Source organism: Streptomyces drozdowiczii (assembly GCF_026167665.1).
GTDB lineage: Bacteria > Actinomycetota > Actinomycetes > Streptomycetales > Streptomycetaceae > Streptomyces > Streptomyces drozdowiczii_A.
In genome coordinates, this window is sequence record NZ_CP098740.1 from 6,098,678 (window position 1) to 6,112,391 (window position 13,714).

The following is a 13,714-nucleotide window of genomic DNA, read 5'->3' on the forward strand; positions in this document are numbered from 1 at the left end:
AGCGGGGCCCCGGGATCAGGGCTCGATGCCCCAGACCAGTGCGCCGCCGACGTAGACGGTGACCTTCGAGGCGTCCGCGTACGAGGCGCCGGTGCCGTGGCTGTAGTCGTCGGACTCGTTGAAGTTCGACCAGTCCGTCTTGCTGAGGCGCAGCTGCATCTCCCCGGTCGCTGCGCCCGGGGCGAGGGTGCCGCCCGTGAAGCCGACTTCGAGGTAGTGGTCGGCGCCGGACTTCGGGCTGCTCGCGGCCACCACACGGTGCGTGATGGTGGAGCAGCCGATCGGGGACCAGTCGCACCAACTGCCGTACGTGGTGGCGCCGTTGTCGCCGGAGAACCAGTAGCGGACGGTCACCGCGGGGAGGCTGACCGGGGCCGTGCCGGTGTTCACGAGTTGGAGGCCGGGCTTGATCTGGTTGTCGCCGGCCGCGGTGTCGTTGGCGCGGTACAGGGCCTTCAGCGTGCCGGGGGTACCGCCGTCGCCGCCGTCGTCACCCCCGTCGTCGTCGCCGTCGTCGCCCAGGGCGGTGCGCACGGCGGCGTAGGCGGGCTTGGGGGCCAGGCCGTCGTCGTACAGGTTGGCTGCACCCTCGCCCGGGAAGGTGCTCGGCACCCAGGAGTACTTGTCGGTGTAGTCCCAGACCGTGATGCCCACGCAGCGCTCGACGGCGAGGCAGGCGTCGACCACCTGCGCGTAGTAGGAGGACTGGGTGGCGAGCTTGGCGGCATCGGCTGGAAGTTGCATGCGCACGTCAAGTTCGGTGACGGCGACGTCCAGGCCCAGATCGGCGAACCGCTGCATGTTCGCCTGCATCTGGTACGGGAAGCCGTACTGGATCGCCAGGTGTGCCTGCATCCCGACCCCGTCGAGCGGCACGCCCTCGTCGAGCAGGTCGCTCACCAGGTTGTACATCGCGTCACTCTTCGCGCCCTTGCCCTCGACGTTGTAGTCGTTGATGTAGAGCTTGGCGTCCGGGTCGGCTGCGTGCGCCGCGCGCAGGGCCTTGGCGATGTAGTCCTTGCCCATCGCGTTGTAGAACGGGCTGGTGCGGAAGGTCCCGTCCTCGTTGAACGGCTCGTTCACCACGTCCCACGCGGCCACCTCGCCGCGGTAGTGGGTGGCCTCCGCGGTGATGTGGTCGGTCATGGCCGTCTCCACCTCGGTGGAGGGGAGTGCGCCCACCCAGCCGGGCAGCTGGCTGTGCCAGACCAGGGTGTGGCCGCGCACGGTCTGGCCGTGCTCCTGGGCGAAGTCGGTGATCACATCGCCCTTGGCGAAGTCGAACCGGCCCCGGGTCGGTTCGGTGGTGTCCCACTTCATGGAGTTGCCGGGGGTGATCTGCCCGAACTCGCTGCCGAGTTTCGCCGCGTAGGCCGCGTCGGGGAGCTCGGGGTTGTCGGTGGCGGAGCCGAAGTACTTGCCCTGGGCCGAGGCGAGGTCGTGCAGTGTGTCCTGCGAAGCGGCCGACGCCGGCCCGCCCGCCAGGCCTGCGGCCAGGGCGAGCGCGCCGACCACGAGGACCGGGAGCCCCGGGGAGCGGTGGGGCCTACAACGCTTCACCAAGCTCATGACAAACGCCTTCCTCTGCCGGGTGACGCCCTTGCGGCTCAACGGCGTTGGGGGAGAAGGGGGAGGGGGTGGAGTGTGCAAGTCTTGATTGTGGGAGCGCTCCCAAGGTGGCGTGGCGACAGGCACCTGTCAAGAGTTAAAGCGCAACTGGCTTGCGGCCGTGTGAACGCGGCCACACGTCGAACGGAGCGCCCGTGCGGGGGAGTTGACGACCGGGTGGTCGCCGGTGATCGGGCGCGGGGAGACGCCTCGCCGCGCCCGCGGGGACGTTCGCAATCGCATGCGCGGGGCCGCGCGAGCGGCCGGACCCCTCCACGCGGTGGGAGTCCGCACGGTCACCCGGGGTGAGGTGTGCGCCCGGTACGGTGACGGGCTCCACGGCGCGTCGGGCGGCGGTGAACCGCCAGGGCAGCGGCGGGTCCGGCGCGAGTGAGCGGCGCCTCCGCGAGGTGGGCGCCGCTCCCGCGACCACGGCCACCCGTGCGTCGAAACGGACGGGGAGTGACGGAAGATACGGGAGCGGCGACTGCCGCCCGGAGCGTTTGCGGCGTTCGCATCGCCGTACCCGGGTCGGTAGGTGTACGCCGCAACGGTGCACGCGCCCCGGCGGCGCTGGCCCGGCCGAGCGCCCCGCACGGAACCGGTTCCGGCCGGTCACCGTATGCACCGGTTCACCCCGGCGTAACGCGGCCGGGACCGCCCGCCGGAAGAACCGGGAACATCGCATGGGAGCGCTCCACCCCGCCCCGCCCCGGCCGCCGCTACAGTCGTCGCCCATGACGGACGACTGGCGGCAGGACCGGATCGGCACCGCGCTCCGAGGCGAGAATCCCACGGTGCTCCGGAGGCTGGACGCGGGATTCGCCGTGATCGGGGACGTTCAGTTCCTGCCGGGATACTCGGTGCTGCTCGTGGACGACCCCGCCGTAGAGCGGTTGTCGGAGCTTCCCCGGGCCCGGCGCCAGGCGTTCCTGGCCGGCATGGACGCCCTCGGCGAGGCCGTCGAACGCACCTGCCGACGGCTGGACCCCGCCTTCCGGCGGGTCAACCTGGAGATCCTCGGGAACACCGATCCGTTCCTGCACGCGCACGTATGGCCCCGGTACGACTGGGAGCCGCCGGAGCTGGTGGGCGGGCCCGTCTGGCTGTACCCGGCCGAGCGGTGGCGCGACGGACGCCACGCGGTCGGCCCTCGGCACGCCGCCCTCCGCGAGGCGATCGGCGAGGAGCTGGACCGGCTTACGTCTCCCGCGTAGCCGCCATCCCGATCGTGATCAGGCCCAGGATCACCCAGCCGAACCAGAGCCAGCCGTTGCTCCCCAGCGCCACCGTGTACGCGGTGACCGCCACCAGGGCGCCGGCGGTGAGCATTCCCATCGTCTTCGTGGATCCGGACATGCGCGCACCCTCCTCATCGGCCGCGCGGCCGTAAAGGCCATCGTCACCCGAAAGGAGGGTCCGCCGCTACTGTCCGCGCGCCTGCAACGACGCGAGATACGCGTTGTACGCCTGGAGCTCCTGGTCCCCGTCGCGGTCCGCCGCCCGGTCCGAGCGCTTCGCCGTCCGCTGTTCCGAGCGGTACCACTGGAACACCAGGGCCACCAGGACCACCACCGAGGGGATCTCGCTGAACGCCCACGCGATGCCACCGGCCGCGCTCTGGTCGGACAGCGCGTCGATGCCGAGCGAGCCCGGCGGGTCCTTGTACACCTCCACCATCGGCGTGGAGGCCATCATGAGGGCGATCCCGAAGAACGCGTGGAACGGCATCCCGGCGAACAGTTCCAGCATCCGCATCACATAGCCGGGGCGGTGCGGCCCCGGGTCGACGCCCATGATGGGCCAGAAGAAGAACAGGCCGACCGCCAGGAAGTGCACCATCATCACGAGGTGCCCGGTCGTGGAGCCCATCAGGTAGTCGAAGAGCGGCGTGAAGTACAGGCCGTAGAGGCTGGCGATGAACAGCGGGATCGTGAACGCCGGATGCGTGACGATCTTCATGTACCGGCTGTGCAACAGCATCAGCAGCAGCTCGCGCGGCCCCTTCGTGCCACGCGGCGCGACCGGCAGCGCGCGCAGCGCGAGCGTCACCGGCGCGCCCAGCAGCAGCAGGATCGGCGACAGCATGCTGATCACCATGTGCTGCACCATGTGCACGCTGAACATGACCATGCCGTAGTCGTTGAGCCGGGTGCACATCACCAGCGCGATCGTCAGCACCCCGATCATGAACAGGACCGTGCGCCCCACCGGCCACGCGTCCCCGCGCCGCCGCAGCCGCAGCACCCCGTACCCGTACAGCAGCACCGCCAGGACGCAGCCGATCAGGAAGAACGGGTCCGCGGAGAAGTGGAGGCCGCGTCCCAGCGTGAACGGCGGCAGGTCCATGTTCATGCCGTGCCCGCTGTGATCCATCTGTTCACTCCCGACGGGAACGCCGGGACGTCCCTGTTTCGTGCTGGTTGTCCCGACCAGACTAGAACCGCCCCCGGCCGAGGATGCGGCCGGGGGCGGTCTCGTGTCGGGGTGTCGCTCAGAGCACGCACTCCGCCTCGGCGTACCGGGCGGCCGGGACCGTCTTCAGGGTCTCCACCGCGTGCGCGAGGGGCACCAGCGTGATGTCCGTGCCGCGCAGCGCCGTCATCATGCCGAACTCACCGCGGTGCGCCGCCTCCACCGCGTGCCAGCCGAACCGGGTCGCGAGGACGCGGTCGTACGCGGTCGGCGTGCCGCCGCGCTGGACGTGGCCCAGGATCACCGGGCGGGCCTCCTTGCCGAGACGCTGCTCCAGCTCGACGGAGAGCTGGGTCGCCACGCCGGTGAAGCGCTCGTGGCCGTAGATGTCCTTGGCGCCCGACTGGAAGTCCATGGAGCCCTCGCGCGGCTTCGCGCCCTCCGCGACGACGACGATCGCGAACTTCTTGCCGGCCGAGAAGCGTCGGCCCACGACCTCGGTCAGCTCGTCGATGTCGAAGGGGCGCTCCGGGACGACGATGGCGTGCGCGCCGGCCGCCATGCCGGAGTGCAGGGCGATCCAGCCGGTGTGGCGGCCCATGACCTCGACGATCATGACGCGCTGGTGCGACTCGGCGGTGGTCTTCAGCCGGTCCAGCGCCTCGGTGGCGACGCCGACGGCGGTGTCGAAGCCGAAGGTCACGTCGGTCGACGCGATGTCGTTGTCGATGGTCTTCGGCACCCCGACGATCGGAAGGCCCGCCTCGGACAGCAGGTTCGCCGCCTTGAGGGTGCCCTCGCCGCCGATCGGGATGATCGCGTCGAGACCGAGATCCCTGACGTGGCCCCGGGCCGTCTCGACGCCCCCGCGCAGATGCGCCGGCTGGACCCGGGAGGAGCCGAGGATCGTGCCGCCCCGGGCGAGGATGCCGCCCACGGCGTCCAGGTCGAGCTTGCGGTAGTCGCACTCCAGGAGGCCCCGCCACCCGTCGTGGAAGCCGATGACCTCGTCGCCGTGGTCGACCACAGCGCGGTGGACGACGGACCGGATGACGGCATTGAGGCCGGGGCAGTCGCCGCCGGAGGTGAGCACACCAATTCGCATTGCCCGGGAAACCTTTGCAACGTGGGCCGACGACCGGACCACGTCGTCCGGTTGGATCCCCGCCACCCTACCGGCGCAGGGTGGCGGGACCGAACCGGGCGTCCGCCTGCTGGACGCCGCTCATCCGAGCCCTGCGCCACTCATTGGACAACCAGTGAATTGCCTGGTCAGGCGGGCTGTGTGGCAGCCGCGACGCGCTCCGCGCGCAGCGCCTCGTACCACCGGTCGTCGGTCGGCGGGAGCGCGTTCACATCGAGGGCCAGCTTGAGCAGCAGGTCCGCGATCATGGGGTTCCGCGCCATCACCGGACCGTGCATGTACGTGCCGAACACGGTGTCGTTGTACGCGCCCTCGGTGCCGTCCCCCGTGCCGTTGCCCCGGCCGAAGCGCACCCGGGCGAACGGCCGCGCCGTCGGCCCGAGATGCGTGACGCCCTGGTGGTTCTCGAAGCCGGTCAGCGGCGGCAGGCCCAGCTGCGGATCGATGTCCGCCAGCACGTCGCCGACGCACCGCGCGCCCTCGCCGCGCGTCGAGACCACGTCCAGCAGACCGAGACCCTGCTCGCGCTCACCGAGGTCGTTGATGAACTCGTGGCCGAGGATCTGGTACCCGGCGCAGACCGAGAAGATGATCGCGCCGTTGGACGCGGCCCGGGCGAGCCCGCCGTCGCGGCGCAGCCGCTCCGCCGCGAGCCGCTGCGGCCGGTCCTCACCGCCGCCGATCAGATAGATGTCGCCCGACGTGGGCACCGGCTGGTCGCTGCGCACGTCGACGCGCGCCACGTCCAGGCCGCGCTGGCGGGCGCGGCGCTCCACCACGAGGGCGTTGCCCTGGTCGCCGTAGGTGCTCAGCAGGTCCGGGTACACCCACACCAGCCGCAGGCTGTTGTTGCTCATGCTTCGTCCTCTCCGGAGGGGCCCGGGGCCGGGGTCAGTTGCCGACACGGCGGCGCAGGTCCTGGAAGGCGGTGTAGTTGGCGATGACCTCGATGCGCCCGGGCGGAGCCTGCTGCACGGCCTCGTCCAGGTTCTCGCAGACCCGGAAGTCGAGTCCGGCCACTTCGAGGCGGACCGCGAGGTCCAGCTTGCGGTCGCCGAGCACGAAGATCGGGTGGCCCGCGAGCTGGGTGTAGTCGACGTCCCACAGCCACGAGGTGTCCGTGCCGTCCGCGCCGCGCGCGTTCACGGAGAGGATCACCGGGGTCGGCGGCGGGTCGATCAGCGAGAAGGTCTCCAGCCAGCCCGCCGGGTTCTTCGCCAGCAGCAGCCGAAGCTCACGGCCGAGGAAGCTCACCACGTCGTAGCGGCCGGCGACGGCCTGCACCTGGTACATGCGCTCCAGGGCCACCTGCGGCGGCACCCCGAAGACCGCGGCGACGGCCGCCGAGCTCGTGGCGTTGGCCTTGTTGGCCCGGCCGGGCAGCTGGAGGTGGATCGGCCACGCCGAACCGTGCGGGTCGAGCACGTAGTCGCCGTGCAGCACCCAGCTCGGCGGCGGACGCCGGAAACCGCACTCGCCGCAGAACCAGTCGTCGCCGGGGCGCTGCATGACCCCGCCGCAGGACGGGCAGGACCAGGCGTCGTCCTTCCACGCCTGTCCGGCCGCGACCCACACCACGTTGGGGGAGGAGGAGGCCGCCCAGACGATCAGCGGGTCGTCGGCGTTGGCGACGATCACGGACTTCGAGCCGGAAAGACCCTCGCGCCACTTCTCGGCCAGCATCCGCGTCTCCGCGGCCCGGTCCAGCTGGTCGCGCGAGAGGTTGAGGAGCGCGATCACCTTGGGCGTCGTGTCGCGGGCCACCCCGGCGAGGTACTTCTCGTCGACCTCGATCACGCCGTACTGCGCGTCGGAGCCGCCGGCCAGCGCCGATGTGATGCCCGCGGGCATGTTGGCGCCGAGCGCGTTCGACACGACCGGGCCCGCGGCGCGCAGCGCCTCGGCGATCAGCCGTGTGGTGGTCGTCTTGCCGTTCGTCGCCGAGACGAGGATCACGTCCAGGTGCTGCGCCAGCCGCCCGAGCAGGTCGGGGTCGAGCTTGAGCGCCACCCGGCCGCCGATCACCGATCCGCTGCCCCGCCCGGCCGCCCGCGACACCGCCGCAGCGGCCTTGCCCGCCGTCACGGCCAGCTTGGCCCGCGGCGACAACGGCTCCGTGTTGCCTGCCATCGTCCTAGATCCTCCTTGCATCGGTCCGCCGCCCAGCCTATCGATGTCCGGCACTGTGACCGCACGGCGGCACCGTCCGGCTCGTGGACTTCCGGTGGAATGGAGGACGCGTGAGCGGGCCGTCGCGTTCTCCAGGGGCCCGCCGGCGACGTAATCCGGGTGCACGGGCGGCCGGGGACGCGTTACCGTCGGCGTATGGACGTCAACGGCATCACCACCACCGCGACCGCGCGAGCGACCAGCTCGCCGGTTGCCGCCGTCTGACTTTCCCTTCCCCCGGCGACCGGAAACGGTCCGTCGGTGGTTGCCGAGGAGATTCCTCCCCGGCCGGGTGACCGAACGGTCCCGTTCTCCGGCGCCTTCCCGCCACCCGCGAAGGAGCCGTCCCCATGGACACCGAACAGCTCGCCCGTACCTTCCTGGAGTACTTCGAGGAGCGCGGCCACCGCCGCATCACCGGCTCGACCCTGCTGCCGCCGCCCGGCGACCCCGTGCTCTTCACCACATCCGGGATGCATCCCCTCACCCCGTACCTGGAGGGCCGCCCGCATCCGCTGGGCCGCCGGCTGGTCAACCGGCAGCGCTGCCTGCGCACCACCGACCTGGACGAGGTCGGCGACGCCACCCACCTCACCGTCTTCGAGATGCTCGGCAGCTGGTCGCTGGGTGATTACGAGGGCCCGCGCAGCCTGGAATGGGGGTACGGGCTGCTCACCGAGGGCCTGGGCATCGACCCCGCCCGGCTGCACGCCACGGTGTACGCCGGGGACGAGCGCACCGAGCCCGACACCGCCTCGCTGCGGATGTGGCAGGGGCTGGGCCTGCCGGTGGAGCCGACCGTCGAGGACAACTGGTGGTCCAACGGGCCGACCGGGCCGTGCGGACCCGACTCGGAGATCTTCCTGTGGAGCGGCGAGGGGCCGCCCGTGTCCACGCCCACCGGGGACGACCGCTGGGTGGAGGTGTGGAACCACGTCACGATGAGCCACCGCAGGCTCGACGACGGGTCGCTGGTGCCCCTGCCGCAGCGCAATGTCGACACCGGGCTCGGTCTGGAGCGGCTGGCCTCGCTGCTCCAGGGCAAACGGTCGGTGTTCGAGTGCGATGTCTTCGATCCCTGGCGCCGTGCCGTACCGGACCTGTGGCCGCTGGACGAGCCCTCGCTGCGGCTGGTCTGCGACCATCTGCGCTCCGCCGTCGTGGTCATCGGCGACGGGGTCCGCCCGGCCGCCACCGGGCGCGGTTACGTGCTGCGCCGACTGCTGCGACGGGCCCTGACCGTGCTCCGCCGCGACGACCCCTCGCGCACGCTCGGCGATCTGCCGCCCGAGCCGGTCCGGCACACCCTGGACCACTTCCGGCAGGACGTGGACCCCGGCGAGGTGCTGCGCGTGCTGGCCGACGAGGAGCGCCGGTTCGTCCGGCTCCTGGAACGCGGCAGGCAGGTGCTGGCCCGGCCCCGGTTCCGGGGGCCGCTCACGGAGGAGGACCTGCGCTACCTCCACGACACCCACGGGCTGCCGCGCGACCTGGTGACGAGCTTGCGGGAGGGGTGAGACGGGAGCGGTGCCGGGGGCCCCGGCACCGCTCGTGGCGTTACGGAGTGACCACGGTCCCGCCGAAGGAGACGACCAGGCGGCCGTCGGAGGCGAACGACCAGTCCAGGGCCCCGTCGTACGCGGAGCAGCGGGAGCCGTTCGCGCCGGTCCAGAACTGGTTGGAGCCGTCCGCGTCGCCGACGGTCTTGTCGTTGGAGCCGTCGCCGCCGCGGCAGGAGGTGTTGTCCCGGAACACCGAAGTGCCCTTGTCGAAGGAGAAGTTGCGCTCCTCGTTGTCGATGCCCACGTTGTCGGACACGGTCATCGAGCCGGGGTTGCTGTTGTACGTGAAGCCGTGGTGGCCGTTGTGGTAGGCGATGTTGCGCCGCACGATGTGGTCGACCTTGATCCCGTCGCCGCCGAGCTTGAAGCCGTTGCGGTCGCCGTCCTCGTTCACGGTGCCGTCGGAGAGGGTGCCGTTGTCGTAGCTGAGGGAGTCCTCGATGGTCACGGGGCCGATGGGGCCGGTGTCCTTCTTCGTGTAGAGGTCCCAGCCGTCGTCGATGTTGTTGTGCGAGACGGTGTAGCGGAAGACGTTGCCCGGTCCCGCGGTGAGCTTGGCGGCGAACCCGTCCGCGTCCTCGCCGTCGGAGTCCGCGTTGTCGTGCGACTCGGAGCTGAGGACGAGGTTGTTCGCGGGCCACTCGTCGTCGGGGGTGTCGGAGGAGATCCGGGAGATCTGGAGCCCCGAGTCGTGGTTGAAGCGGGTCACGACGTGCTCGATGACGTTGTCGCTGCCGCCCACGAAGATGCCGTTGTCACCGGCGTGCTCGACGGTGAGCCCGTCGATGTGCCAGTAGTCGCCGTTCACGGCGAGCCCGCGGGCCGCCGGGTCCTCGCTCATCTCCGAGAAGTTCAGCACCGGCTGCTCACCCGGGTAGGCGGCCATGGTGGTGCGGGCGCCCGAGGTGCCGTCGTTGCCCGGCGGGATGGTGACCGTCTGCCCGTACCGGTACGTGCCGCCGCGCAGGTAGATCGTCCCGCCGGCGTTCACCCGGCTGATCGCCGAGGCGAGCGTGGTGGGGTCCGCCTCGGTACCGGCCGCATCGGCGCTTCCGTCCGGTGCAACGTACAGTGCGGCGGCCGCGAGGGAAGCGTTTTCCCGACCGGTTTCCTGACCAGGGGCGGCCTGTGCGGTGGTGCCCAGGACGGCGAATGAACCGGCCAGCAGGGCGGCACAGGCGAGAACAGGCTTGAGCTGCATCTTTGACTCCAGGTGGGGGGAGTGAACCGGACGGGCTTCCGCCCGGAGTGGTGCAAGCGCTTTCTATCGACCGTAGAGTGACGCCATGGGCACGTCAATGGTCATGCATGTGTTTGCCAGACCAGTATGTGAACGCCGTGATGGCTCTACGCGAAGGTGTACGGGCGCAGCACCATGAGGGAGTCCTCCTGCGTCGCGACCATGGCGAAGGGGAACCGGTCGAGTTCGAGGCAGAGCGCCACGTCCTCCGGGTGGGTCCCCGCGCGCACCCCCTGCGCCAGCTCGGCAGCGGCGCGTGAATCGCCCGCCCGGCGCAGGAACGGCTCCGCGTCCACCGCCTCCCCGGCCGCGCGGCGTGCGACGTACTGGGCGCACGCCAGGTCCTCGTCGGCGCGCCCGTCCTCACCGGTGACCACGAAGGTGACGTTCCCGCCCGCGCGCTCCCGCAGTAGCCGCGCCGTCGCCTCCGCCACCACGAAGCCGGCGCACAGCACCAGGGGCGCGTCCTTCACCGCGAGGGCGCCGACCGTCCCCGCCGTGGTCTTCTGCACCACGGTCCGGCCGCCCAGGTCCCGTGAGCGCAGCTGCCCCGGCGAGTTGACGGCGTCGAACCCGGGCGCGAGGGCACCGTCCTTGAGTGCCATCCAGTCCGGGTGACGGCCCTTGAGCGCCAGCGCCTCGTCCAGTGAGCCGGCGAGCACGATCTTCTCCGCGCCCCGGGCGAAGGCCCAGGCTGCCACGGTGTATGCGCGCATGACATCGACGACGACCGCCACGGAGGGGGTCGCGGAGAGCTCGGCGATGCCGAGGAAACGGGCGTCCATCCGCCCATGATCACCCCTGGCCGTCCGTGCCCGCCCGGACAGTGGTGCGCATCACGCCGGCTGCCGTGAAAGGCCGCCCGGGTGACCGGGGCGACAGTGTTGACGCAGGTCCGCGGCCGGGAAGTCCGGCGTCCCCGGCGCCACCTCGTGGAACGTACGATGACCGCCATGCGCAACCGCCCGATCCCCGGCAGCTCCGGCATCGTCCGCACCATGACCCTGCTCGGCGACCCCGTGCTGCACGCGCCGTGCGAACCGGTCACGGAGTTCGGCCCCTCGCTCGCCCGGCTCGTCGAGGACATGTTCGCCACGATGTACGAGGCGCGGGGCGTCGGGCTCGCCGCCAACCAGATCGGTGTGCGGTCACGGGTGTTCGTCTTCGACTGCCCCGACGACGAGGGCGTGCGCCACCTCGGACATGTGGTGAACCCGGTCCTGGTGGAGGCGGACGGGGTCACCGTGCGCGGCTCCGAGGGCTGCCTCTCGCTCCCCGGCCTGGAGGCCGGCACCCCGCGCTTCGACCACGCGGTGGTCGAGGGCGTCACCATGACCGGCGAGCCCGTCCGGATCGACGGCACCGGCTTCTTCGCCCGCTGCCTCCAGCACGAGTGCGACCACCTGGAGGGCCGGGTCTACACCGACCGGCTGACCGGGCTGCGCCGGGCCCGGGTGCTGCGCGCGGCCCGCCGGGCGCCGTGGGCGCGTAACGGCTGACGGCTCGTCAGAAGCCGGGCCCGTCCGCGCGGTCGCCCGCCGCGGCCAGTCTGCCCCAGAGGAGGTCGGCGAGGCTGCGGACCAACTGCTCGCGGGACAGGGGCGTTCGCCCAGCCACCAGTCACCGGCCGCGTGCATCATGCCGACGATGCCGTGGCCCCAGATCCGGGCCATCGCCTCGCTGTCCGGGCCGAGGTCCACCCGCTCCGCGATCACCATGGCCAGCTCCTCGCCCAGGCGGCGCAGCAGCGGGGCGGAGTGCCGGCCGACGTCGAAGCCCTGCTCGGGGCGGGGGCCGAGTCGTCGGACGGGTGCATCAGGAAGCGGTACACCTGGGGGCGGGCCTCGATCGCCGCGAGGTAGGTGTCGAGCGTCGACTCGACCCGGGCGCGCCGTTCGGCGGGGGCGTCGAGCGCGGCGCGCAGGGCGCTCAGCAGTGCGTCGGTGTGCCGCTTGGCGAGGGCCCGGTAGAGCCCGCCCTTGTCGCCGAAATGCCGGTAGAGGATCGGCTTCGTGATGCCGGCCTCCGCCGCGATGGCGTTCATCGAGGCCCCGGGGCCGTCCCTGAGCACCACGCGGTCGGCGGCGTCGAGCAGCTCCCGGCGGCGGCGTTCGGCCGTGGTCCGCTGGCGCTCGGCCTGTCGTGTGGTCTCCATGTCGTCTCTCCCACCCCTGACCGTGCCTGTCCGTCGTGCCTGCGCAACGTAACACCCTGTCCGGCGGGGTGCGGATGGCGTCTCATGTGGTTGACACAGGCTACTTGCCAGTAACAGACTGTTGTTACCGCAAGTAACGAAGCGTTTCGACGGCAGTACGTGGAGGGGAACATGGCCGAGTTCACGCTTGAGCTCAACGATGACCAGAAGCAGGTCCGCGACTGGCTCCACGGCTTCGCCGCGGACGTGATCCGTCCGGCCGCTTCCGAGTGGGACGAGCGTGAGGAGACGCCCTGGCCCGTCATCCAGGAGGCGGCGAAGGTCGGGATCTACTCCCTCGACTTCTACGCCCAGCAGTTCTTCGATCCTACGGGGCTCGGCATCCCGATGGCCATGGAGGAGCTGTTCTGGGGCGACGCCGGCATCGCCCTGTCGATCGTCGGTACGGGCCTGGCGGCCGTCGGCGTCCTCGCCAACGGCACCGAGGAGCAGATCGGCACCTGGATCCCGCAGATGTACGGGGACGCGGACGACGTGAAGGTCGCGGCCTTCTGCTCCTCCGAGCCCGACGCCGGTTCCGACGTCGCCTCCATGCGCACCCGCGCGGTGTACGACCAGGCCAAGGACGAGTGGGTGCTCAACGGCACCAAGACCTGGGCGACCAACGGCGGCATCGCCAACGTCCACGTAGTGGTCGCGGTGGTCGACCCGGAGCTCGGCTCCAAGGGCCACGCCTCCTTCATCGTGCCGCCGAACACCCCCGGGCTCTCCCAGGGCCAGAAGTTCAAGAAGCACGGCATCCGCGCCTCGCACACCGCCGAGGTCGTCCTGGAGGACGTGCGCGTTCCCGGGCACTGCCTGCTCGGCGGCAAGGAGAAGCTGGACCAGCGCCTCGCCCGCGCCCGCGAGCGCGCCGCCACCGGTGGCGAGCGCGTGAAGAACGCCGCGATGGCCACCTTCGAGGCGTCCCGCCCGGCCGTCGGCGCCATGGCGGTCGGCACCGCCCGGGCCGCGTACGAAGTGGCGCTCGACTACGCGAAGACGCGGACCCAGTTCGGCCGCCCGATCATCGACAACCAGGGCGTCGCCTTCCAGCTCGCCGACATGCGGACCGCGATCGACGCGGCCCGGCTGCTCGTCTGGCGCGCCTCCTGGATGGCCACCACCGGCAAGCCGTTCGAGTCGGCCGAGGGCTCCATGTCCAAGCTGTACGCGAGCGAGACGGCCAAGAAGGTCACCGCGCAGGCCGTCCAGATCCTGGGCGGCAACGGCTTCACGCGGGAGTACCCGGTGGAGCGCATGCACCGGGACGCCGCGATCTACACGATCTTCGAGGGCACCAGCGAGATCCAGCGCCTGGTCATCGCCCGCACCCTGTCGGGCATGCCCATCCGCTGACCGCACCGCATACGGCCCCCGCG

The 13,714-nt window shown here is 71.3% G+C and carries 12 protein-coding genes and 1 pseudogene; 4 read left to right on the plus strand and 9 right to left on the minus strand.

The window, feature by feature from the left end; translation table 11 throughout:
- Nucleotides 1-15 precede the first annotated feature (15 nt).
- Nucleotides 16-1,569, minus strand: coding sequence for an endo-1,4-beta-xylanase (locus tag NEH16_RS27795; RefSeq protein ID WP_265545652.1), 1,554 nt, complete (start codon nucleotides 1,567-1,569; stop codon nucleotides 16-18).
- Between the two features lie 776 nt (nucleotides 1,570-2,345).
- Here NEH16_RS27795 and NEH16_RS27800 point away from each other — a divergent pair.
- Nucleotides 2,346-2,825: an HIT family protein gene (locus NEH16_RS27800; protein ID WP_265545654.1), complete on the plus strand. Its 480-nt coding sequence runs from the start codon at nucleotides 2,346-2,348 to the stop codon at nucleotides 2,823-2,825.
- Here the strand turns inward: NEH16_RS27800 and NEH16_RS27805 are convergent.
- From NEH16_RS27805 to NEH16_RS27825, 5 genes are all read right to left on the minus strand, one after another.
- Nucleotides 2,809-2,967 carry a hypothetical protein gene (locus tag NEH16_RS27805; protein WP_185992839.1) on the minus strand — a complete coding sequence of 53 codons (159 nt, stop codon included), beginning with the start codon at nucleotides 2,965-2,967 and terminating at the stop codon, nucleotides 2,809-2,811. The genes NEH16_RS27800 and NEH16_RS27805 overlap by 17 nt on opposite strands.
- 66 nt (nucleotides 2,968-3,033) lie before the next feature.
- Entirely contained in the window at nucleotides 3,034-3,984 is a 951-nt protein-coding gene (locus tag NEH16_RS27810; protein ID WP_265545656.1) for a cytochrome c oxidase assembly protein, read from the minus strand.
- Nucleotides 3,985-4,102: 118 nt separating this feature from the next.
- Nucleotides 4,103-5,128: a 6-phosphofructokinase gene (locus tag NEH16_RS27815; RefSeq protein ID WP_073968918.1), complete on the minus strand. Its 1,026-nt coding sequence runs from the start codon at nucleotides 5,126-5,128 to the stop codon at nucleotides 4,103-4,105.
- Between the two features lie 167 nt (nucleotides 5,129-5,295).
- Nucleotides 5,296-6,024: a type 1 glutamine amidotransferase gene (locus tag NEH16_RS27820; RefSeq protein WP_073968917.1), complete on the minus strand. Its 729-nt coding sequence runs from the start codon at nucleotides 6,022-6,024 to the stop codon at nucleotides 5,296-5,298.
- 34 nt (nucleotides 6,025-6,058) lie between these two features.
- On the minus strand, nucleotides 6,059-7,297 hold the full coding sequence (locus NEH16_RS27825; RefSeq protein ID WP_073968916.1) for a Mur ligase family protein: 1,239 nt from the start codon (nucleotides 7,295-7,297) through the stop codon (nucleotides 6,059-6,061).
- Nucleotides 7,298-7,686: 389 nt separating this feature from the next.
- Here NEH16_RS27825 and NEH16_RS27830 point away from each other — a divergent pair, with 389 nt between their 5' ends.
- Complete coding sequence (locus tag NEH16_RS27830; protein WP_265545659.1) at nucleotides 7,687-8,853, plus strand: alanine--tRNA ligase-related protein; 1,167 nt, start codon at nucleotides 7,687-7,689, stop codon at nucleotides 8,851-8,853.
- A gap of 40 nt (nucleotides 8,854-8,893) precedes the next feature.
- Here NEH16_RS27830 and NEH16_RS27835 read toward each other — a convergent pair whose 3' ends face one another.
- Nucleotides 8,894-10,099 carry a right-handed parallel beta-helix repeat-containing protein gene (locus NEH16_RS27835; protein WP_265545661.1) on the minus strand — a complete coding sequence of 402 codons (1,206 nt, stop codon included), beginning with the start codon at nucleotides 10,097-10,099 and terminating at the stop codon, nucleotides 8,894-8,896.
- Between the two features lie 146 nt (nucleotides 10,100-10,245).
- A complete protein-coding gene (locus tag NEH16_RS27840) occupies nucleotides 10,246-10,923 on the minus strand; it encodes a 2-phosphosulfolactate phosphatase (RefSeq protein ID WP_265545662.1) in 678 nt (225 codons plus the stop codon).
- A gap of 168 nt (nucleotides 10,924-11,091) precedes the next feature.
- Here NEH16_RS27840 and def point away from each other — a divergent pair, with 168 nt between their 5' ends.
- Complete coding sequence (gene def, locus NEH16_RS27845) at nucleotides 11,092-11,637, plus strand: peptide deformylase (RefSeq protein WP_265545664.1); 546 nt, start codon at nucleotides 11,092-11,094, stop codon at nucleotides 11,635-11,637.
- Nucleotides 11,638-11,644: 7 nt separating this feature from the next.
- Here the strand turns inward: def and NEH16_RS27850 are convergent.
- Nucleotides 11,645-12,293 (minus strand): annotated as a pseudogene (locus NEH16_RS27850) (TetR family transcriptional regulator).
- Nucleotides 12,294-12,464: 171 nt separating this feature from the next.
- On the opposite strand from NEH16_RS27850, the gene NEH16_RS27855 reads away from it, so the two are divergent.
- Entirely contained in the window at nucleotides 12,465-13,691 is a 1,227-nt protein-coding gene (locus tag NEH16_RS27855; RefSeq protein ID WP_073968911.1) for an acyl-CoA dehydrogenase family protein, read from the plus strand.
- Nucleotides 13,692-13,714 lie beyond the last annotated feature (23 nt).